This window comes from Pseudomonas sp. C27(2019), assembly GCF_008807395.1.
Taxonomy (GTDB): domain Bacteria; phylum Pseudomonadota; class Gammaproteobacteria; order Pseudomonadales; family Pseudomonadaceae; genus Denitrificimonas.
Genome location: NZ_CP043320.1, coordinates 1,906,637 through 1,926,721, shown reverse-complemented (window position 1 = coordinate 1,926,721; position 20,085 = coordinate 1,906,637). Strand labels below are relative to the sequence as shown.

Sequence of the window (20,085 nt, the reverse complement as noted above, 5' to 3'; positions counted from 1 at the left end):
CCCAACTCCGGAGCACGGTATGCACCACACTCGACAGTAAGCCTACAATGAAAAAGTGTGAAGTTTTGGCTGTTAGTTAGAATTGGCCTAGGTCTATGCTGCTGATGATGTTCTAAAATAAAAACACGAGACCGACATTCAAACGTTTGCCTCGTGGGAGGGGGCGCGTGTTACTGCTGGTCGGCGTAGACTTGATCAAAAATCCCGCCATCATTGAAGTGATCTTTTTGGATGTCAGTCCAGTTGCCAAAAGTAGCTTCAACTGGCATGAAATCAACTTCAGGGAAGCGATCAGCAAACTCGGCAAGTATTGCTTGGTTGCGTGGGCGTAAATAGTTGTTTGCGGCAATACGCTGTGCTTCATCTGACCACAGGTAGTCTAGATAGGCTTGTGCAATCACGCGTGAGCCTTTGCGGTCAACCACCTTGTCAACGATGGTCACCGGTGGCTCAGCTTCGGCGCTGACACTGGGGTAGACCACTTCAAAGGCGCCACGACCAAACTCACGAGCGATCATCTCCGCTTCATTTTCAAAGGTCACCAAAACATCACCGATTTGGTTCTGCATAAAGGTGCTGGTTGCCGCACGGCCGCCAGTATCCAGTACCGGCGCTTGCTTAAATAGCTTACCGACAAAGTCTTTAGCGTCTTGCTCACTGCCGCCATTTTTCAATACGTAGGCCCAAGCAGATAGGTAGGTGTAACGGCCATTACCTGAAGTTTTTGGGTTAGGTACGATAATTTGCACGCCATCTTTAATCAGATCAGGCCAGTCTTGCAGGTTTTTTGGGTTGCCTTTGCGCACGATTAACACAGTCGCTGAGGTAAAAGGAGCGCTGTTATTAGGCAAGCGCTCAGCCCAGTTTTCAGGAATAAGCTTGCCGTATTCATACAAAGCGTTGATGTCGGTGGCCATGTTCATGGTGATGACATCGGCTGGCAGACCGTCGATGACTGAGCGCGCTTGCTTGCTTGAGCCACCATGTGACATCTGGATCTGTGCTGCTTTATTACCCTGGGCCTGCCAGTATTTTTGGAAGGCAGCATTGTAGTCTTTATAGAAATCGCGCATCACATCATAAGAGACATTCAGTAGTGGTGCTGCTTGTAAAGCGCTCGCTGCGCTAAAACTTAGGGCGAAAAGTGATGCTGTTAGCAGGCGTTTCATAGTGCGATCCCTTGGATAAAACGGAGAGGGTCACACTATAGAGAACGCTTGTTATTCTGTAAAAGAATTAAAAGTAATTTTGATATTCTGTTTTAGAATAAAAGCCCTCGTTATGAGGGCTCTTAAAGCGTATGCAGCTTTACATGTTTGGATAGTTAGGGCCGCCAGTGCCTTCTGGCGCAATCCATGTGATGTTTTGTGCAGGGTCTTTAATGTCGCAGGTTTTACAATGCACACAGTTTTGCGCATTAATTTGGAATGTCTGCTCACCGTTCGCTTGCGTGACGATTTCATACACACCAGCTGGGCAATAACGCTGGGCTGGCTCATCGTACATCGAAAGGTTTTTACCCAGCGGAATGCTAGCATCTGTCAAAACTAGGTGACAGGGCTGTATTTCTTCGTGGTTGGTATTAGACAAGAACACCGAGCTGAGTTTATCAAAGCTTAACTTGCCATCGGGTTTAGGGTAGTTGATTTTTTTCGACTCAGAGGCCAGTTTCAATTTAGTGTGGTCAGGTGTTGTGTCGCGCAGGGTGATTGGGATCCGACCGCCAAAAATATTTTGGTCAATATAGTTAAATGCACCACCTAATAACGCGCCGTATTTATGGATTGCTGCACCAAAATTACGGCTGGTGAATAAGTCGTCGTACAGCCAGCTCGATTTGAATGCCTCGACATATGCAGTTAACTCATCACCACCTTCGCGTCCTGCAATAATCGCATCAGCCGCCGCTTCAGCGGCCAACATGCCGGATTTCATTGCAGTGTGGTTGCCTTTGATTTTGGCAAAGTTGAGTGTGCCCAGGTCGCAACCGACTAAAGCACCGCCAGGGAAGACCATTTTCGGCAAGGAGTTAAAGCCACCTTTAGTCAGTGCGCGTGCGCCATAAGCGACACGCGTACCGCCTTCAAGGTACTGACTGACGAGTGGGTGATGCTTGTAACGCTGAAACTCATCAAAGGGTGATAAGTGAGGGTTGCTGTAAGACAGATCAACGATCAGGCCTACGGCCACTTGATTGTTTTCAGTGTGATACAAGAACGAGCCACCTGGGTTGTCATCATCTAAAGGCCAGCCAGCAGTATGTACCACGAGGCCTTCTTCATGTTTGGCAGGATCGATGTCCCAGATTTCTTTGATGCCGATGCCGTAGTGCTGAACATCAGCTTCGCTATCTAAGTTGTAGCGCTTGTTCAGTTGTTTACCGATGTGACCGCGGCAGCCTTCGGCAAATAAAGTGTATTTAGCACGTAATTCCATACCTGGCGTGTACATGCCGTCTTTTGGGTTGCCTTCACGATCAACGCCCATATCGCCGGTTAAAATGCCGTAAACAGCACCGTCTTCGTTGATCAGTGCTTCTTGAGCAGCAAAGCCCGGATACACTTCTACGCCAAGGTTTTCTGCTTGTTGAGCCAGCCAGCGGCACAGATTACCTAGTGAGATAATGTAGTTGCCTTCGTTGTGCATGGTCTTAGGCACAAAGAAGTTAGGGATTTTCTGTCCTTTATTAGCGTTTTTTAATAAATAAATGTCATCACGTTTAACTGACGTATTGAGTGGGGCGCCGAGTTCTTTCCAGTTTGGAAATAATTCGTCGAGTGCACGCGTCTCAAAAACCGCACCAGAAAGAATGTGGGCACCGACTTCGGAACCCTTTTCAACGACACACACGCTGATCTCTTGACCGGCATCTGTTGCCTTTTGTTTGAGTCGACATGCGGCTGAAAGGCCCGATGGACCTGCACCAACGATGACGACATCGAATTCCATAAATTCCCGTTCCACAAGCTATCTCCTACTCACGCTATTCATTATTTTAATTTGGAAGGCTTGGATCTCTCACTGAAATCGTGAGTGTTATAGACATTATATCCATGACCGCGTTGTGTTCCAATACAAACGCTCGTTTGAATTTATAAAAACCCTGTTAGAATGGAGCTGCAAGGTTAGTGCAAAGCTGTAATTGTTGTATTGACCCTCCTAAGTGTTACGTTCAAGATAGCAAAAGATTTGTGCTTATTTGATGGATTGGTTATATATTCAACCAAGCGCATCACTCTGGCCAGGCTAGTCTTGGCGACATTTTTTATTCACCCGAGATAACGAGGAATCCATGAAGATTCTAGTAGCTGTCAAGCGAGTGGTAGACTATAACGTCAAGGTCCGCGTAAAAGCGGATAATTCTGGCGTCGATCTTGCCAACGTTAAAATGTCTATGAACCCTTTTTGCGAAATTGGTGTTGAAGAAGCCATTCGCCTAAAGGAAAAAGGTATTGCGACTGAAGTGGTTGCGGTATCTATTGGTCCTACTGCCGCTCAAGAGCAATTGCGTACTGCGCTGGCTCTGGGTGCGGATCGAGCAATTCTAGTCGAAACCCCTGATGAAGTACGTTCTTTGGCGGTAGCTAAACTGCTTAAAGCAGTGGTTGATCAAGAACAACCACAGTTGATCATGCTGGGTAAGCAGGCGATCGACACTGATAACAACCAAGCGGGTCAAATGCTGGGTGCGTTAACAGGTTATGCGCAAGGCACTTTTGCTTCTAAAGTGGAAGTTGATGGCGATAAAGTTAATGTGACCCGTGAAATTGATGGTGGTTTACAAACTGTCGCATTGAACTTGCCTGCGATTGTTACCACTGATTTGCGCTTAAATGAGCCACGTTATGCATCCTTGCCTAACATCATGAAAGCCAAGAAAAAGCCGCTGGAAGTTATAACTCCAGAATCTTTAGGCGTTTCTACCGCATCCACTGTCACAACTTTGAAAGTTGAAGCACCGGCTACACGCAGTGCTGGCATCAAAGTAAAAGATGTGGCTGAGCTGGTTGAGAAACTTAAAAATGAGGCGAAAGTAATCTAATGACTATTTTGGTTATTGCTGAACATTCTAACGATGCCTTAGGTGCCGCTACCCTAAATACTGTTACGGCGGCCAAGGCAATTGGTGGTGATATTCATGTGCTGGTTGCCGGTTCTGGATCTGACGCGGTTGCACAGGCGGCTGCAAAAATTGATGGTGTAAACAAAGTATTGTCAGCTGATAACGCTGCATTTGCCCATCAACTGCCTGAAAATGTAGCCCCGTTAATTGCTGAAGTGGGCAAGGATTACACGCATATTCTTGCGTCTGCGACCACTAACGGTAAAAACATCATGCCGCGCGTTGCTGCGTTGCTCGATGTAGATCAAATTTCTGAAATCATCGCAGTAGAAAGCGCTGATACCTTTAAGCGCCCAATCTACGCAGGGAATGCAATTGCTACTGTGCAGTCAAATGCTGCAATTAAAGTGATCACTGTTCGTGCGACCGGTTTTGATGCGGCAGCAGCTGAAGGTGGCTCTGCTAGTGTTGAAGCTGTAGCAGCTGGTAGCGATGCGGGAGTTTCTGCATTTGTTGGTGAAGAGCTGGCGCAGTCTGACCGTCCAGAGTTAACTGCTGCTAAGGTGGTTATTTCGGGTGGTCGTGGCATGCAAAATGGTGAAAACTTTGACATGCTCAACCGTATTGCCGACAAGCTTGGTGGTGCGGTAGGCGCATCACGCGCTGCTGTTGACGCAGGATTTGTACCCAACGATATGCAGGTTGGCCAAACAGGTAAAATTGTTGCGCCAGAGCTGTACATCGCAGTGGGTATTTCCGGTGCGATTCAACACTTGGCGGGCATGAAAGATTCTAAAGTGATCGTTGCGATCAACAAAGATGAAGATGCACCGATTTTCCAAGTGGCAGACTACGGTTTAGTAGCGGATTTATTCGACGCTGTGCCTGAGCTAGAAGCAGCCCTATAAGGCTGCTATGTTAAAAAAACCCGCTTTAGCGGGTTTTTTTATGCGCTTAATAGATTGAAGCAGCATGCTAAAGTCAGCGCCTGTTGACTGCTAGCTCAATGCTCGACAATGTTAATATGAATTTGACGGGTCTAGCGTTTGTGGTCTTGATGCTGTGTAAGATACATCCTTGGATTAAATAATAGAGACAGTGGAGTGCTATGAGCAGGCGATTTTTATTTTGCACTGTATGGGTCGCAGTCAGCAGCATGCCGAGTGTGCTGTATGCCGAACAGCAAGCATGTGAAAGGCTTATAGCAGTGAGCTACCTTGATGCATCGTTTGATGCAGCCAGTACGCTAGACAAAGATAGACAACACAGACTAAACGCTGACTTTTTAAAAGCGGTGGCGCAGAAAACAAAGCTGAATATCACTCTTGACTCAGCACAGGGCGCTAAGGCGTTGGCTGAGGTGCGCAGCGGGCGTGTTGACTTGATTATTGGTGTCAGTCAGCAGCCTGAAAACGATACTCGTTTGGATTATTTAAAGCCAGCCTATATGCACAAAACCTACCGTTTATGGCGGCGTGCAGGTGAGCAGTTGTCCTTACAGCAATGGCCAGTGCTGACAGGGCTTCGTGGCGTGCGGGTAGTGGACTCTAAACAGTTTGCTGAGTTTGACGTGCAAGCTGACCTACGCAATTGGCCTGTGCGCAGTGTTGATACGTTAGATATAGCGATTGAGCGCATCTTGCAAGGGCGTGCCGATTATGTACTCGCCGAGCAAGAGGGTTTTCAACAGCTTTTAGTTGAAAAAGAATTAGGACAGCGTTTTGAGTTTACTGAGCCACCAGTGAAAACTCAGGGATTATTTGTAGCGCTGTCAAAAGACTCAGCCTGCAACACTGATCAGTTGCGTTTGACCTTGAACAAGGCATTACTCAAGCTGAGTGAGCAGCAGTCGACAGCCCCCTGACAAAAAAGCCCAGATGATCAGTTCGCTAACCATGCTGGGCTTTTTGTTGCGCGACTCGTTTAGTTGCGTTGTTGCAGAGCAGCAATACGCACTTCTAAAGGTGGATGGCTCATAAATAACGCAGCCAAACCTTCTTTTAAACCACCGTTGATGCCAAAAGCGACCAGGGCTTTAGGCATGTCTGCTTCAATATTTTGCTCTGCCCGTAAGCGATTTAATGCGCCAATCATAGCGTGCTTACTAGCTAGGTCAGCACCGGCTTCATCAGCACGGAACTCGCGGCGGCGCGAGAACCACATAACAATGGTGCTGGCCAGCAGGCCCAGTACCAATTCTGCAGCAATGGTTGCGACAAAGTAGCCAATGCCGCGGCCTTCTTCGTTTTTCAGTATAACTCGGTCGACAATGTCGCCAATGATGCGGGCAAAGAACATCACAAAGGTGTTTACCACACCTTGCAGCAACGCCATAGTGACCATGTCGCCATTGGCCACGTGACCAATTTCATGGGCTAGAACGGCTTCAACTTCGTCTGGCGAGAAACGATCGAGTAGGCCTTGGCTGACTGCAACCAGTGCGCTATTACGATTCCAGCCTGTGGCAAAGGCATTGGATTGGTGTGAAGGGAAAATACCCACTTCAGGCATGCCAATCCCAGCCTTATTGGCTAGCTTTTCAACAGTTTGCAATAGCCATTGTTCTTGACGTGTGCGTGGCTGATCAATGATTTGTGTGCCGGTGCTTCTCTTGGCCATCCATTTGGAGATAAACAAAGAGATTAACGAGCCGGAGAAACCAAACACGGCACAGAAGATGAGCAAGTCACCATGGTTTTGCCCTGTATAGCGGTCAACACCCAGTAAACTGAGGGTCACGCTGGCAACCAACAATACTGCAATGTTAGTGGCTAAGAATAAAAAGATACGCATCATGTGCGAAAAGCTCCAAAAGTGTAAACAGATCAATTATATAAGGGTTGCGCGGATGCGCTTCAAGGGTCTGACTGTTGCAAACTGTGTCTATTGTGCTGTGTTTAGCGCTTAAAGAATAGCTGCATCAATTCAATAACGCGCTCACTGTGCTCAGCATGCAAAGCCTCGCGCAATTGGTTGGCTAAACTGCCCTGCACACGGCGCACACTCTGTGGAGCGCTTTGTATTACATCAGGCACTGGGTCAACAGTGCTACTCAAACGCAAAAAAGCTTTTTCACTGAGTTCGATCTGATCTAGGGCTTCAAAGCGAATAACGCTTTGATAGCGCAGATAGCCTTCTTCAGCTAACCATAAAAACCCACTTAAACAGCGCTGCTGACGATCGCTCGGCAAGCCGAGTTCGTCGGGTTCCAGGTAGCCGATTAAATCATCCATATACAGCGTGCTTTTTTTAGGAAAGGCCTGATACAAAATGAGCAGGCCTTTGGCAGTGTCCTTATAAAAATCGTCAATATGAAGAGCCATGTGCGCTACTGGCGGTAGGTTTTTAGAAAGTTGCCAATGCGGCCGATGGCTTGTTCTAGATCATCAACACGCGGCAGCGTCACGACACGGAAGTGATCCGGCCACGGCCAGTTAAATGCAGTGCCTTGCACCACCAAAAGTTTCTCTGAAAGTAGTAGGTCTAGCACGAATTTTTCATCGTTATGGATTGGGCACACTTTCGGATCAATTTTTGGAAACGCATAGAGCGCGCCCATCGGCTTGACACAGCTCACGCCAGGGATGTCATTGAGCAGCTCCCAGGTGCGGTTGCGTTGTTCAAGCAGGCGGCCTGGGGGCAGCACCAAGTCATTGATGCTTTGATAGCCCCCTAATGCCGTTTGGATGGCATGCTGCGCTGGTACGTTGGCACACAAACGCATGTTGGAGAGAATATCTAGGCCCTCAATATAGCTGCGCGCGCGATGCTTAGGACCGGAAACAGCGACCCAGCCGGAACGAAAACCTGCAACACGGTAGGACTTAGACAAACCATTAAAGGTTAAGCACAGCACATCCGGTGCTAATGAAGCGGCACAGGTATGCACAGCGCCATCGTATAAAATTTTGTCGTAAATTTCGTCAGCAAAAACTACCAAGTTGTGTTGGCGCGCCAACTCCATAATATCGAGCAGCACTTCTTTGGAGTACACTGCTCCGGTTGGGTTGTTTGGGTTGATGACGACGATAGCTTTGGTATTTGAGGTGATTTTGGCGCGCATATCATCAATGTCTGGCAACCAGCCTGCTTGCTCATCGCATATATAATGCACAGGTTTACCACCAGCCAAGCTGGTAGATGCAGTCCACAGCGGGTAATCCGGCGCAGGTATGAGTACTTCGTCGTTGTTATTTAATAACGCTTGCAGGGCGATCACAATCAGCTCAGAGACACCGTTGCCAAGATAGATGTCTTCAATACCAACGCCTTCAACATTCATCTGCTGGTAGTACTGCATGATGGCTTTGCGTGCGCTAAATAAGCCTTTTGAGTCGCTGTAACCTTGTGCTGTCGGTAAGTTGCGGATCACATCCTGCAGAATCTCTTCTGGTGCTTCAAAGCCAAAGGCTGCAGGATTACCAATGTTGAGTTTTAAAATGCGCTGGCCTTCGTCTTCAAGACGCTTGGCGTGTTTCAGTACAGGGCCTCGGATGTCATAACAGACGTTAGCGAGCTTGTTCGATTTGCTGAACTGCATGATAGTGAGTATCTCGAATAAAAAAGGTCAAATAAGGGGCGTTCTGTCGATAAAGAGTGATTTTGCACGCCGTCGCAGTGAGTGGCCCGCGCACCCGATGACTGTATTTGTATAATCAGTCATATGAAGGTACTTAAAGATGCCTATCATACGACTGTGCTCGCAAAGGTTAAAGGGAGCGTTACACTAAGACCTGCGTTTTAGCTGGAGAGTAGGATGAAAAAAGTTAAAAAAAGTGATGAACAGTGGCGTGAGCAGTTAACCGAAGAGCAATTTCGTGTCTGCCGCCTAGCGGGTACCGAGCGTCCCTTTACCGGTGAGTATCAAGCGCCAAACTTCAGCGGTGTGTTTCACTGCGTGTGCTGCGATCAGGCGTTATTTGACGCTCAGCATCAGTTTGATGCCGGCTGTGGCTGGCCTAGCTATTGGCAACCCATCAGCCCCGATGCGCTGACTGAACACACAGATAATAGCCTAGGTATGGCGCGTGTCGAAGTCGTATGTTCTGGTTGTGATGCGCATTTAGGTCATGTTTTCCCTGATGGGCCAGCGCCGACGGGTCTGCGCTATTGCATTAACTCAGTGGCTTTGCAGCTTAAGCCAACGCCGGCTGACTGATCGAAAGTGTAAGCCGTTTTGTTGCTTATCTTGACGCAGAGTAGCAAAGCAATCTATTGGAGAACGTTGTGTCTGAATTGTTCAATGAGTTTTTACAGCGCGCCAATCAGGTTTTGCAGCACATTGAACCCTTGCTGCCTAAGCCGACCGAGCCAATTGATTGGAATACGGTGTATGCCGCGAGTTGGCAGCGCAAAGGCAATAGCAGCTTTTTCCGGCCAATTCAGTTAGATGCGGATATCCGTTTAGCGGATTTATTGGGTGTTGATCGTCAGCGCGAGCAACTGCTGCGCAATACCCAGCAGTTTATGCGCGGCTTTCCAGCCAACCATGCGCTGCTGTGGGGCGCGCGCGGCACGGGTAAGTCGTCGATCGTGCGCGCGCTGTTGGCTGAGTATGCGCTGCAAGGTCTGCGTTTAATTGAAGTCGAACGCAATGAGCTGGCTGACTTGCCTCTTATTGTTGAATCACTGGCAGCTTTGCCGCAGCACTTTATTGTCTTTTGTGATGATTTGTCCTTTGAGGTAGGCGAGGGCGATTACCGCATTTTAAAAAGCGTGCTGGATGGCTCATTAGAGCGTGCGCCAGACAACGTGCTCTTGTATGCCACCTCTAACCGCCGCCACTTACTGCCTGAGCAACACAGTGACAATCAACACTGGCAGCAGGGTGATGGTGGTGAGCTGCACCCCAGTGAGGCGGTAGAGGATAAAATCGCTCTGTCTGATCGCTTTGGCTTGTGGCTGTCGTTTTACCCGTTTAGCCAAGAGCATTACTTAGAGGTGGTGCAGCATTGGATTGCTGAATATGCACGCCCAGCACAACTTGATTGGCAATTCAGTGAGGAACTGGCTAAACAAGCAATCAGTTGGGCGTCCGCGCGCGGCAATCGCAATGGCCGCTGCGCTGCACAGTTTGCTAAACAGTGGGTTGGCTTACAGCTGCTCGAGCAGGCTGACTAGGATCACCGTGCGAGCGTCTGCATTTGAATGCGGCGCGCTTATTGGGTTAATGCCGTGCAGGCTCTATACTGTGCGGCTTGTTTTAAAGGGGATAGCACCATGACTACAGCGCACGTTGAACAACACCTACAGCTTTTAGCGCATTTGCGCACGATTCTAGTGGCCGTCGCTGACGCTGAGGTCGTACCAGAAAACCATCATGCTTTATTTCTTGAGCGTTATGACGATATGGTTGAGCGCTTGCGTGAGAGCAGCGACGACTTGTATATGGGGCAGGACATTATCAGCCAAGTATTCCAACGCTACCCGCAGATTGCCCATATGGTGCCGCGTGATTTGCTCTGGTTTTTTGGCGGCGACTGCCTGCACTTTATGCCAGATGATGAAATTGATAAGTATCAGCAGTTAGAAGAGCGCCGTTTTCAGGCTTTAGAAGCGGGTGAGGATTTTGACTGGAATCACGAAATTCAGCTGATGTTTATGCCGAAAACCGCGCCAGAGCATTGAAATATAAAGAATTTTCAAAAAAGGCTTGACGCTTTTGCCAATGCTCCGTAATATGCGCGCCACTTCAAGCAATAAAGCAAAACGCCCAAGCATGAAGTTGCAAGCTGTTATAAGCTCCAAGGCTGCGTCCCCTTCGTCTAGTGGCCTAGGACACCGCCCTTTCACGGCGGTAACAGGGGTTCGAGTCCCCTAGGGGACGCCATATTATGCGGAAATAGCTCAGTTGGTAGAGCACGACCTTGCCAAGGTCGGGGTCGCGAGTTCGAGTCTCGTTTTCCGCTCCAATTTGGCGTACGCGCTAAAAGAAGAAAGAGCCTAAGGGCTCTTTTTTTTCGTCTGTTGTTTAAGACCTGCTTCTCTGAGCATGACGACGTTGCATTCATAGTCGGTCAGGCTTTTATTCGGCGAGTGTTAAGCAGGCTCTTCTCCTATTGGCAGAAAATTACCTTGCTCGTCATCTTATAAGCTTGTGTATTCAAGACGTCACTGATCAGTGCGCTTAAGGTTGCTTAATATTATATGCGTATCATCAGAGCTAAGCGTTGTATTGTTGAGCTTTCATAGGCTAGATGCAGGCGCAGCGGGTTTTAGCCTATGACAGTTGCTGATCAAGTGTGGAGATTGCCATGACAGTAGCAATAATAACTTCAATATTGCGCTCTACAGTGTTTGCAATATTGCAGTGATGTGTGGTGATTGCCTGTAACTTGCCCGCCAAAGTGTCAACCAGTTGCAGCTGTCCAGAAACAGTCGTGGCATTGCTATGAGGCGTGATTGCGCGCAGGATAATTACTTGGCTTGTGCTTGTACCGATATATTAATTTTCTAGGCTTATATTCTATTTAAAAGCAAATAAAGCAAAGTTTGTGCCTGTTATTCGGAGTTGTGGTTTGTTTATGCTAAAGTCTTACATATTTTTATGTGATACTTTAGGTTTTTTCATATGAATCCCTCCACTCTAATAGGTATAGTCGCCAGTGTTATTTTGCTGGGCGTTGTTATTTTCTATACGGCAGTTGATCCCTCTTTATTTTTGGATATACCCAGTATTCTAATTGTGCTTGTGGGCACTTTAGCCGCAACTTTTATCAGTTATCCATTACGCGAAGTAGTGCGTATTTTTGGTTTAATGGGCACTGTGTTACGCAATGAAAAGTTTTACACTGAAAATGATCTTGATGAATTAATTAATATTTCACGTCTTTGGGTTAGAAGTGATATCCGCGCGGTAGAAAAGGCGCTAGAACAGGTATTTAATCCTTTCTTAAAAACTGGCGTGCAACTTGTTATCGATATGACGCCTGAGGAAGAGATTTTAGAGTTATTGCAATGGCGTATCTCAAGAATGCGCGCTCGTGAGCATGCTGAAGCGCAATTGTTTCGTGTTATGGCCAGTTATGCGCCGGCATTTGGCATGATAGGTACGCTAGTTGGTTTAGTAAATCTGATGTTTTTGTTAGGTGATGGGGATATGGCGCTAATTGGTCAGCAAATGGCTTTAGCACTTATGACCACGTTTTATGGTGTTTTATTTTCTAACTTGTTGTTTAAACCGGTTGCAGTAAAGCTTGAACGTCGTACTGAACGGCGCTTAGTGCTAATGAATATGGTGTTGCAAGGCGTGTCTATGATGAGTCAAAAACGTAGCCCAGCCATGATGCGCGAAACTTTAAACTCATTTATGGAGCAACACCAAGATGAGATTAATGATGGTGATGGTCGCTATAGCAAAGTAAGAGAATGATTAATGAGTAAAGAAAATAACTCTGAAATTAGTCAGCTCATAGAGAAAACCAAGCGTTTAGAGGCAGAACTTAAATTAGCGCGCATGGCAAATAAGACCACAGGGTCAGGTAAAGTGTGGCTAGCCCTAGATAGTAGCGCTGAGCCTCGAGAGGAAGAGGAAACTTGGTTTTCGACTTACTTAGATATGATGACGCTGTTATTGGTTTTGCTCATTGTTATGCTAGCTTTTTCTGGTAAAGGGGACTTTGTTACTGGGTCTGACTATGAGGCTAACGCAGGCGACAGTGTCGTCGCAGGTGGAGGAAGTAGGCTTGGTGTTGATCTGGCAATTGTAGGTGCGGGCAGTGAGCAGTTAGAGGGTTTGCAGTCGAGCGATAAGCTGCAAGATAAAGGGGGTAGCTTGGGCTTGGGGGAGGGTTTGGAGGGCGAAGAAGGGGAGCACAGTCTAAGTGATTTGGGTTTTGATCAGCTCGGTGATGATATTGATGTGAGTATTAGTGCTGGGGTTGTTAATTTTAGGATTAAGAGTGAAATTCTATTTGCCTCGGGTCAGGCTGATTTAGGCTTAGCGGGGGCTGCTGTGCTTAAAAAGTTGGTTAATGTCTTGCGGGAAAGTAACTTTCAAATTGTCGTGGAAGGCCATACAGATTCCGTGCCAATTCAGGGGCGTTACCCATCCAATTGGGAGCTGTCAGGCTCTAGGGCCGGCAGTGTAGTGCGGTACTTGGAAGCTAATGGTATTAGTAGCAAACGCTTACGAGCAGTTGGTTTTGCCGACACCCAGTCTTTAGCGTCAAATGCAACGGCTGAAGGACGAGCGCAAAACCGCCGCGTTGAGCTAAAAATGGAAATACCCAAGTAGTACAGTGAAAAGAACTGTCGATTAAGAGAGTTGATGCGTTTATAGATGCTTTAGGAAACGCTGAATAAAACCAATCAAACCAGCCAATCCATGCGGATTTAAAATTCAGCTCTTAAATTTCAACTTCAGGGCCATAAAAAACCTTTTTATCAGCAGTTTTACCCGTTTTTGCTGCTTTTCCCGGCAGCTTACCGGTTTTTAGGCGGATTTATCCCGCCAACGGCATACATCGCTTCGACAAGAACAGGTTTGCCAAGGCAAACAGGCTATAGAGATGGGCTGTGTTTTTCGCCAAGCCACGGTAGCGAGTCTTGCGGTGACCAAAGTGCACTTTGACCCAGTAAAAGGGATGCTCAACCTTGGCGCGTATCCGGCTCTTTAATTTTTCGATTTTGTCAGCCAGTTGACCTTCTTCTGTGCCGCTATCGCGCAGCTTTCGACGCTTTCCATGGCGCATGGCTACCACCCACTCCACATCTTTATCCTTATTTTCTTCCCGTTTGTCAGCCCCCAGATAACCAGAATCACCGTATACCTGCTGTTCCTCGCCGTGTAGCAAAGCATGAGCTTGGTTCACGTCGTGCACGTTGGCCGCAGTGGTGACCAGTGTGTGCACCAAACCGCTAGCCGCATCAGCACCGATGTGAGCTTTCATGCCAAAGTAATACTGATTGCCTTTCTTAGTGGAGCGCATTTGCGGATCACGGCTTTTACTCTTATTCTTGGTGGAAGGTGGTGCGGCAATAATTGTAGCGTCAACCACCGTGCCTTCCTTGAGGTACAAGCCCTTGCTCGCCAGTTGGTAATTGACCGCAGCAAAAATTTGTTGAGTCAGGCTGTGAGTTTCCAGCAGACGACGAAAACGCAACAAAGTGGTCGCATCCGGCACGGCATCACGCCCAAGATCAATACCCATAAACAGCTGAATTGCTGCGCTGTCATAAACGGCATCCTCAGTTCCTTCATCGGAAAACCCCATGACCTGCTGTAGAATGTACATACGTAACATGCGAGAAAGCCCCATAGTCGGACGACCTCGTTTGCCGTCAGATTTCGGATAGTACGGCTCAATCACTGATTCCAGAACAGACCAAGGCACCAGAGTTTCCAGATCCATCAACAGTCGATCCCGACGGGTTTGCTTCTTTTTGCTGACGAACTCGGCTTCGGCGAAAGTGATTTGCATGACTGTGGACTCGATACTAATTACGGATTGGACTATTTTACCAAAGGCTGCAGCCCGCTTGGGGTTTGTTCAGTGTTTCCTTTAATTTGTCAGGCTCTTGATGGCGCGAATGGCCATCAAGAGTCTGTTCTAGAGCTATGCTTTTTCGATAACGTAACGGCCTGGTGCGGCCTCTATGGGCGGGTATTCTGCGCTGCCCATTTCGGTTACAGCAGGGCGCTTTTCGCCACTGTGAGTGTCGAGCCAAGCGAACCAGTCGGTCCACCAGCTGCCTGGGTGCTCTTTAGCAGCTTTAAACCAAGTGTCAGGTGATTTCGACAGGGTCTCATTCACCCAGTAATTGCGTCTCTGTTTGGCTGGTGGGTTGATGACCCCAGCGATATGTCCAGAGCTTCCGAGGATGAAGCGTTTCGGGCCGCTAAGTATCGCTGTGCTGGCATAAGCGCTGCGCCATGGGACGATATGGTCGTCCTGGGTGCCAAGAATATAGGCTGGAGTATCAATGGTGCTTAAGTCCAGCTTAACGCCACACATGTCCAGATCGCCTGACTTTAAATCGTTTTGCAGATAAGTGTGACGCAAATACCAGCAATACATTGGACCTGGCATGTTGGTGCTGTCGTTATTCCAAAACAGTAGGTCAAAAGGTCTAGGTTTTTCACCTTTTAGATATTTATCGACGTTGTAATTCCACCACAGCTCGTTGGGGCGTAACAGGGAGAACGTGTTGCCCATGTCCTCACCGCGAAACAAGCCATGCTTACCGTTGTGACCACCAATGGTGCGCTCGTGTTCGGCAACCATTTTTTCATCAACAAGCACGCTGATCGGTCCGGTATCTAGGTAATCAAGGAAGGTCGCAAACAGGCTTAAACTGGCGATGTCGCGGTCGCCTCGTGCAGCTAAAACTGCTAGTGCACAACTGAGTTGAGTGCCGCCGATACAGAAGCCAAGGGTATTAAGCTGACGCTCACCACTGATTGCTCGAGTAGCCCGCAGCGCACTGATTACGCCGTCTTGAACAATTTGGTCCCACGTGACCTGTGCCTGTGCCTCACCGAAGTTGCGCCAAGAAATCATAAACACTTGATGGCCTTGTTCGAGCAGGTGGCGCACTAGAGAATTCTCAGGCTGCAAGTCGAGAATATAGTACTTGTTGATTACTGGCGGTACGATCAATAGCGGTTTTTTGTACTGTGTTTTGCTAAGCGGTTTGTACTGTATAAGTTGGAATAGCTCGTTCTCAAATACCACTGAACCAGGCGTGATCGCCAGACTTGTTCCAACTTCAAAATGACCTTTGTCGCTCTGGCGCAATTTACCTTCTTGCAGGTCGCTTGCTAGGTGTAAAAAACCGCTAAAGAGGCTGGTTCCCTGCGTTTCAAATGCACGTTTTAGAGCATCTGGGTTGCTCGCAAGAAAGTTGCTCGGTGCGCTGGCTGCGATCGTCTGTTCGATTAGGTAGCGCAGACGTTGTTTTGGTTTTTCTTCTTTAATTGGCAGTAAATCCAACAGTTTCAGCAGAAACTCTGAATTAAGCAGATAGAAAGCTGCGAGTGAGCCAAATATTGGGCTATTCCAGTTTTCACTGGAAAAACGCCTGTCTTCAAAGTTGAAGTCCTGTTGGCTTAGCATCTGCTGGCCAAGAGCCATCCAACCTTGGTTGAATTCGGTTTGCAACTGCTCAAGTGAATCACTGGGTACATTAAACCACTCACTGTGGTCGCAGTCTTTGAACCATTCGTGCTGTGTTACCCCGAGGCGTAGTTGTTGCAAGCATAGGCTAGCAACGAAGGGGTCTGAGCTGACCAGTAGGTGTGTAAAGCGTGCAGGTTATTATCCATAAATATGCAAGATCCTCGCGTGTATGAAGGAAGCCCACGCATGCTAACGCGGTGTAATTGTTAGATATACTCTCAAAAAGCTGAATTATCTACATCGAGTGCTTAAGGCTACTGATGTGTCAGTCACTGATAGTTTTTGACAATGTTTTGCCGTACTAATTCCTGAGTCTTCTAGAGCAACTAGGCGTTAGTTGATGCGCAGCCCAAATAAGGACTGCGCATGCTCGATTAACATAACCGATAGTGACAACAACAGCTTGTAAAGTTAATGAGGGTAGATCCTGTTACTGCATATTCATGCCGCCGTTGACTGTAAAGTCAGCGCCGGTGGCGTAAGCTGCTTCTTCTGAGGCGAGCCAAGCTACCATCGAGGCAATCTCTTTTGGTAGTCCTAAGCGACCAACGGGGATGCCAGAAATCATACCTTCCAAAATGTCAGGACGAATTGCAGCAGTCATATCAGTTTCAATATAGCCCGGTGATACTGTGTTGACAGTTACACCTTTAGCACTGACTTCGCGTGCAAGCGCCATACTGAAGCCGTGTACACCCGCTTTGGCTGCGGAGTAGTTTACTTGACCAAACTGTCCGCGCTGGCCGTTAATTGAGGAGATGTTAATAATTCTGCCCCAACCTTTGTTTAGCATATCTTCAACGACATGCTTGCTGGTATTAAACAGGCTGTTAAGGTTGGTGCTGATCACTGCGTTCCAGTTTTCAATAGTCATTTTGCGAAACGTGCCATCGCGTGTTATGCCAGCATTATTGACCAGGACATCAATAGTACCAACCTCTTCGCGCAGACGTCCGAATGCTTTGCTTGTGGATTCCCAATCGCTAATGTCGCATTCTAAAACTTGGAATGTATAACCTTCTTTTGCCTGCTGTTCGAGCCAGTCGTTCTTGCGAGCTGAGCCGGTGCTGCACCCCACCACAACAGTGTAACCATCTTCGTGTAAACGTCGGCTAATAGCTGTTCCAATGCCGCCCATGCCGCCTGTAACCAATGCGATACGTTTTTCGTTACTCATAAATCATCCTCCGTTATGTTTATTACATGAAGTATAGATCATTTGATTTGGAACTGATACGTCATTAGGTGACTATAAGTTGTCTTAAGGCGACGCTGACTTATAAACAGGGCGGCGGTTAGCGTTTAAGTTGCTTATGTTGGCGCGTATTTACCGGTGAGATAGGACGGCAGATGCGCTGATGGGGTAAGATAGAGTGCTAATGCATGCTATTTGCGAGATTTTTTACCCATGTCAGATAACAATAATTCCCAGCCGCGCTTAATCAGAAAGTATGCGAACCGTCGCATGTATGACACACATACCAGTACCCATGTGAATGTCAACGATATACGCCAGTTGGTGATTGATGAAATTCCTTTTCAAGTGGTTGATGCCAAGAGTGGCGAAGACTTAACACGCAGTATTCTTTTGCAAATTATTCAAGAAGCAGAGAATGATGGCGAACCGATTTTCTCAAGCGATATGCTTAAAGGTATTATTCGTTTCTACGGTCCGCTTCAAGGCATGCTCGGCAGTTACTTGGAGCAAAGTATTCAGACTGTGGTGGATTTGCAGACAAAAGCGACTGCGCAAACATCGCAAGCATGGAGTGACTTTATCCATAAGCAATCGCCTGTGACAGGTGACTTGATGAAGGACTATATGGAACAATCGAAGAAACTCTATCAGAGCACTCAGAGTCTGTTTGGCTTATTTGGTGCGCCATCTCCTGCTAAGTCTGAAGATGCAAAAACTAAAAAAGATGATGAAGCAACATAATGTTTATGACTGACGACAATAATTAAAATAAATTGTCAGTGCTTTATCTGCTACTAAATATATGGGCTGCCAATACCGCTCATATGCTGGGGCGCTTACTTGGCGCTGTAAAGCGATGCTTTTGAGGTGTCGCAGAGAGATTAAATCAGCGTGCTTAAGTGCAAGGCTGATTAGGCTCTTAGCCATGATAACGGCTAATACGCTTAGGGTAGCGCTGCTCTTGTGTGAATCATATCCAGTCAGCACCAGCTTGATAATAAAAAATGCCTGCTGATCAGCAGGCATTTTCTTTTACTCAACAACCTCGCGAGACTTTAAGTGTCTGGCTGGTGTGCTGTTATTTTTTTGCAGCAGCTTTTGGCTTCGCGGCATCAACAGTAGCTTGGCTGGCTTTTGATGCGGCAGCAATACCTTCTTCAGCCATTTTGCTTGCTTGCTTGGCTGCTTTTTGCACGCTTTCATAGGTGCTACCAGCACTTTCTAGAGCTGACTTAAGCATAGCAACTGCCGGCTCAGCGCCTGCTGGAGCGTTTTTAGTTAGCGTCTCAAGCATGTCTTGCGTCTGCTGAGCTGTTGCATTTGCTTGGCTTTCTGCAAGTTTAGCGATGTCAGCGTGAGTGCTGGAGATCAGCTCGTATACTTCGCGATTAAACTCCATTAAACGCTCGGCTTGAGCGGTTGGCTGAGTTAAAGATGTCTGCAATTTAGCAAAATCTTGCGGATCAGTTACTGATAATTGTGTACGCAAATTGTCGAATTGGTCGCTACTGGCAGCACGTAGGCTTTTGAGCTGTAGCTGAGTGAGTTGTTCAACGCTCTCAAAAATTTTGCTGCTGATTTGTTGTAGCAATTCAATTTGAGCTTGTTGGGCTTTTTGTAAGCTTTCTGGATTAAATAAAGTCATAATTGTATTTCTCCTAACTGAAATATGGCCAATCAAGGCTGATGTACGAGAGTAATAATGCTCATGTATGCTATTATGATGCACTGCAAAAAGTATTTATGCAAGTATTATTTTGCGCTGCAAAAAAATAGTACTTCATTGTCGACTGATTTGTTGTAAGAGCTGCGCAGATTTAACGCGCACTAAGCTATTCAGGGCCCAGAGCGTAATAAATCTTTCCTGGCAGTGCGTGTCATGACGCTAGCAGTTACGAGGCTAAGTATAAAAAAAGGGAATACCTTTTACAGATATTCCCTTTCTTGTGTAACCAGCGAGACTTTAACTATCTCGCAGATTTACTCTTACTTGTTTGCAGCAGCTTTAGGTTTAGCAGCATCACGAGTTGCTTGGTTGGCTGCTGATGCGGCAGCAGTGATACCTTCTTCAGCCAGTTTGGTAGCTTGCTTGGTTGCTTTTTGCACGCTTTCATAGGTGCTACCAACACTTTCTAACGCTGTTTTAAACATCGCAACTGCCGGCTCAGCACCTGTTGGCGCATTTTTGCTAAGCAACTCGATCATCTCCTGAGTTTGCTTGCTTGTGGCGTCGATTTGGCTTTCAGCAATTTTTGCAATATCTGACTGAGTGCTGGAAATCAGCTCATATACTTCGCGATTAAATTCCATTAAGCGCTCAGCTTGGGCGACTGGCTGAGTAAATGATGTCTGCAATTTAGCAAAGTCCTGCGGATCAGTGATTGAAAACAACGAATGTAAGCTGTCGAATTGATCGCCACTGCTTGCACGCAGGTTTTTAAATTGTAATTGAGTGAGCTGCTCAACACTTTCAAACATCTTGCTGCTGATTTGTTGTAGCAACTCGAGTTGAGCTTTCTGAGCATTTTGTATTTTTTCTGGATTAAATAAAGACATGATTAAAGTGTTCCTAAATAAATTGAGGCCTAATCCGGCGACTGGTGCGAGAGCCATGCAGCTCTTGTGTGTATTACTATGATGCACTGCAAAAAATAGTTTTGCAACTTTTATTTTGCGCTGCACAAAAAGCTTTGCTTCGCTGTGAT

General features: G+C 47.1%; 18 protein-coding genes, 2 tRNA genes and 1 pseudogene. 11 read left to right on the top strand and 10 right to left on the bottom strand.

Features of this window, described 5'->3' with window-relative positions; genetic code table 11:
- Window positions 1-170 precede the first annotated feature (170 nt).
- Window positions 171-1,169: a sulfate ABC transporter substrate-binding protein gene (locus FXF61_RS08740; RefSeq protein ID WP_151184901.1), complete on the bottom strand. Its 999-nt coding sequence runs from the start codon at window positions 1,167-1,169 to the stop codon at window positions 171-173.
- A gap of 139 nt (window positions 1,170-1,308) precedes the next feature.
- Complete coding sequence (locus FXF61_RS08735) at window positions 1,309-2,964, bottom strand: electron transfer flavoprotein-ubiquinone oxidoreductase (protein ID WP_151184900.1); 1,656 nt, start codon at window positions 2,962-2,964, stop codon at window positions 1,309-1,311.
- A gap of 328 nt (window positions 2,965-3,292) precedes the next feature.
- Between FXF61_RS08735 and FXF61_RS08730 the strand changes: the two genes are divergently transcribed.
- From FXF61_RS08730 to FXF61_RS08720, 3 genes are all read left to right on the top strand, one after another.
- Window positions 3,293-4,042: an electron transfer flavoprotein subunit beta/FixA family protein gene (locus tag FXF61_RS08730; RefSeq protein ID WP_151184899.1), complete on the top strand. Its 750-nt coding sequence runs from the start codon at window positions 3,293-3,295 to the stop codon at window positions 4,040-4,042.
- The gene (locus FXF61_RS08725; protein WP_151184898.1) at window positions 4,042-4,971 is read left to right on the top strand and encodes an electron transfer flavoprotein subunit alpha/FixB family protein; all 930 of its coding nucleotides are present in this window, start codon (window positions 4,042-4,044) and stop codon (window positions 4,969-4,971) included. Before FXF61_RS08730 ends, FXF61_RS08725 begins: the two co-directional genes overlap by 1 nt.
- A 200-nt stretch (window positions 4,972-5,171) precedes the next feature.
- The gene (locus tag FXF61_RS08720) at window positions 5,172-5,927 is read left to right on the top strand and encodes an ABC transporter substrate-binding protein (RefSeq protein WP_151184897.1); all 756 of its coding nucleotides are present in this window, start codon (window positions 5,172-5,174) and stop codon (window positions 5,925-5,927) included.
- 59 nt (window positions 5,928-5,986) lie between these two features.
- Here the strand turns inward: FXF61_RS08720 and htpX are convergent, their stop codons facing one another.
- From htpX to FXF61_RS08705, 3 genes are all read right to left on the bottom strand, one after another.
- Window positions 5,987-6,859, bottom strand: a complete 873-nt coding sequence (gene htpX / locus FXF61_RS08715) for a protease HtpX (protein ID WP_151184896.1) — start codon at window positions 6,857-6,859, stop codon at window positions 5,987-5,989.
- 101 nt (window positions 6,860-6,960) lie between these two features.
- Window positions 6,961-7,386, bottom strand: a complete 426-nt coding sequence (locus FXF61_RS08710; protein WP_151184895.1) for a hypothetical protein — start codon at window positions 7,384-7,386, stop codon at window positions 6,961-6,963.
- A 5-nt stretch (window positions 7,387-7,391) separates the two neighbouring features.
- Window positions 7,392-8,603, bottom strand: a complete 1,212-nt coding sequence (locus tag FXF61_RS08705) for a pyridoxal phosphate-dependent aminotransferase (protein WP_151184894.1) — start codon at window positions 8,601-8,603, stop codon at window positions 7,392-7,394.
- A 216-nt stretch (window positions 8,604-8,819) separates the two neighbouring features.
- Between FXF61_RS08705 and msrB the strand changes: the two genes are divergently transcribed.
- From msrB to FXF61_RS08670, 7 genes are all read left to right on the top strand, one after another.
- On the top strand, window positions 8,820-9,221 hold the full coding sequence (msrB, locus tag FXF61_RS08700) for a peptide-methionine (R)-S-oxide reductase MsrB (protein ID WP_151184893.1): 402 nt from the start codon (window positions 8,820-8,822) through the stop codon (window positions 9,219-9,221).
- Between the two features lie 68 nt (window positions 9,222-9,289).
- Window positions 9,290-10,183: an ATP-binding protein gene (locus FXF61_RS08695; RefSeq protein ID WP_151184892.1), complete on the top strand. Its 894-nt coding sequence runs from the start codon at window positions 9,290-9,292 to the stop codon at window positions 10,181-10,183.
- 99 nt (window positions 10,184-10,282) lie between these two features.
- Entirely contained in the window at window positions 10,283-10,690 is a 408-nt protein-coding gene (locus FXF61_RS08690) for a PA2817 family protein (protein ID WP_151184891.1), read from the top strand.
- Between the two features lie 126 nt (window positions 10,691-10,816).
- Window positions 10,817-10,892: transfer RNA gene (locus FXF61_RS08685), tRNA-Glu, on the top strand.
- A 6-nt stretch (window positions 10,893-10,898) separates the two neighbouring features.
- Window positions 10,899-10,974 (top strand) — tRNA-Gly (locus FXF61_RS08680).
- Window positions 10,975-11,633: 659 nt separating this feature from the next.
- The gene (locus FXF61_RS08675) at window positions 11,634-12,434 is read left to right on the top strand and encodes a motility protein A (protein ID WP_151184890.1); all 801 of its coding nucleotides are present in this window, start codon (window positions 11,634-11,636) and stop codon (window positions 12,432-12,434) included.
- 3 nt (window positions 12,435-12,437) lie between these two features.
- Window positions 12,438-13,298, top strand: coding sequence for an OmpA family protein (locus FXF61_RS08670; protein ID WP_151184889.1), 861 nt, complete (start codon window positions 12,438-12,440; stop codon window positions 13,296-13,298).
- 208 nt (window positions 13,299-13,506) lie between these two features.
- Here the strand turns inward: FXF61_RS08670 and FXF61_RS08665 are convergent, their stop codons facing one another.
- From FXF61_RS08665 to phbB, 3 genes and pseudogenes are all read right to left on the bottom strand, one after another.
- On the bottom strand, window positions 13,507-14,484 hold the full coding sequence (locus FXF61_RS08665) for an IS5 family transposase (protein ID WP_151184888.1): 978 nt from the start codon (window positions 14,482-14,484) through the stop codon (window positions 13,507-13,509).
- Window positions 14,485-14,619: 135 nt separating this feature from the next.
- Window positions 14,620-16,328 (bottom strand): annotated as a pseudogene (gene phaC, locus FXF61_RS08660) (class I poly(R)-hydroxyalkanoic acid synthase).
- A gap of 284 nt (window positions 16,329-16,612) precedes the next feature.
- Window positions 16,613-17,359, bottom strand: coding sequence for an acetoacetyl-CoA reductase (phbB, locus tag FXF61_RS08655; RefSeq protein WP_151184887.1), 747 nt, complete (start codon window positions 17,357-17,359; stop codon window positions 16,613-16,615).
- 231 nt (window positions 17,360-17,590) lie between these two features.
- Between phbB and phaR the strand changes: the two genes are divergently transcribed.
- Window positions 17,591-18,121 (top strand): polyhydroxyalkanoate synthesis repressor PhaR, encoded by a 531-nt coding sequence (gene phaR, locus FXF61_RS08650; RefSeq protein WP_151184886.1) that lies wholly within the window; start codon window positions 17,591-17,593, stop codon window positions 18,119-18,121.
- Between the two features lie 337 nt (window positions 18,122-18,458).
- On the opposite strand, the gene phaP is transcribed toward phaR, so the two are convergent.
- Window positions 18,459-19,025 carry a TIGR01841 family phasin gene (gene phaP, locus FXF61_RS08645; RefSeq protein ID WP_151184885.1) on the bottom strand — a complete coding sequence of 189 codons (567 nt, stop codon included), beginning with the start codon at window positions 19,023-19,025 and terminating at the stop codon, window positions 18,459-18,461.
- Window positions 19,026-19,366: 341 nt separating this feature from the next.
- A complete protein-coding gene (locus tag FXF61_RS08640; protein WP_151184884.1) occupies window positions 19,367-19,936 on the bottom strand; it encodes a phasin family protein in 570 nt (189 codons plus the stop codon).
- Between the last annotated feature and the right edge of the window lie 149 nt (window positions 19,937-20,085).

What these genes read in the sequence shown, in the direction of transcription:
- FXF61_RS08740 (WP_151184901.1), bottom strand. Translation starts at nt 1,169, where the DNA reads ATGAAACGCCTGCTAACAGCATCACTTTTCGCCCTAAGTTTTAGCGCA.
- FXF61_RS08730 (WP_151184899.1), top strand. Translation starts at nt 3,293, where the DNA reads ATGAAGATTCTAGTAGCTGTCAAGCGAGTGGTAGACTATAACGTCAAG.
- FXF61_RS08725 (WP_151184898.1), top strand. Translation starts at nt 4,042, where the DNA reads ATGACTATTTTGGTTATTGCTGAACATTCTAACGATGCCTTAGGTGCC.
- FXF61_RS08720 (WP_151184897.1), top strand. Translation starts at nt 5,172, where the DNA reads ATGAGCAGGCGATTTTTATTTTGCACTGTATGGGTCGCAGTCAGCAGC.
- htpX (WP_151184896.1), bottom strand. Translation starts at nt 6,859, where the DNA reads ATGATGCGTATCTTTTTATTCTTAGCCACTAACATTGCAGTATTGTTG.
- FXF61_RS08710 (WP_151184895.1), bottom strand. Translation starts at nt 7,386, where the DNA reads ATGGCTCTTCATATTGACGATTTTTATAAGGACACTGCCAAAGGCCTG.
- FXF61_RS08705 (WP_151184894.1), bottom strand. Translation starts at nt 8,603, where the DNA reads ATGCAGTTCAGCAAATCGAACAAGCTCGCTAACGTCTGTTATGACATC.
- msrB (WP_151184893.1), top strand. Translation starts at nt 8,820, where the DNA reads ATGAAAAAAGTTAAAAAAAGTGATGAACAGTGGCGTGAGCAGTTAACC.
- FXF61_RS08690 (WP_151184891.1), top strand. Translation starts at nt 10,283, where the DNA reads ATGACTACAGCGCACGTTGAACAACACCTACAGCTTTTAGCGCATTTG.
- FXF61_RS08675 (WP_151184890.1), top strand. Translation starts at nt 11,634, where the DNA reads ATGAATCCCTCCACTCTAATAGGTATAGTCGCCAGTGTTATTTTGCTG.
- FXF61_RS08670 (WP_151184889.1), top strand. Translation starts at nt 12,438, where the DNA reads ATGAGTAAAGAAAATAACTCTGAAATTAGTCAGCTCATAGAGAAAACC.
- FXF61_RS08665 (WP_151184888.1), bottom strand. Translation starts at nt 14,484, where the DNA reads ATGCAAATCACTTTCGCCGAAGCCGAGTTCGTCAGCAAAAAGAAGCAA.
- phbB (WP_151184887.1), bottom strand. Translation starts at nt 17,359, where the DNA reads ATGAGTAACGAAAAACGTATCGCATTGGTTACAGGCGGCATGGGCGGC.
- phaR (WP_151184886.1), top strand. Translation starts at nt 17,591, where the DNA reads ATGTCAGATAACAATAATTCCCAGCCGCGCTTAATCAGAAAGTATGCG.
- phaP (WP_151184885.1), bottom strand. Translation starts at nt 19,025, where the DNA reads ATGACTTTATTTAATCCAGAAAGCTTACAAAAAGCCCAACAAGCTCAA.
- FXF61_RS08640 (WP_151184884.1), bottom strand. Translation starts at nt 19,936, where the DNA reads ATGTCTTTATTTAATCCAGAAAAAATACAAAATGCTCAGAAAGCTCAA.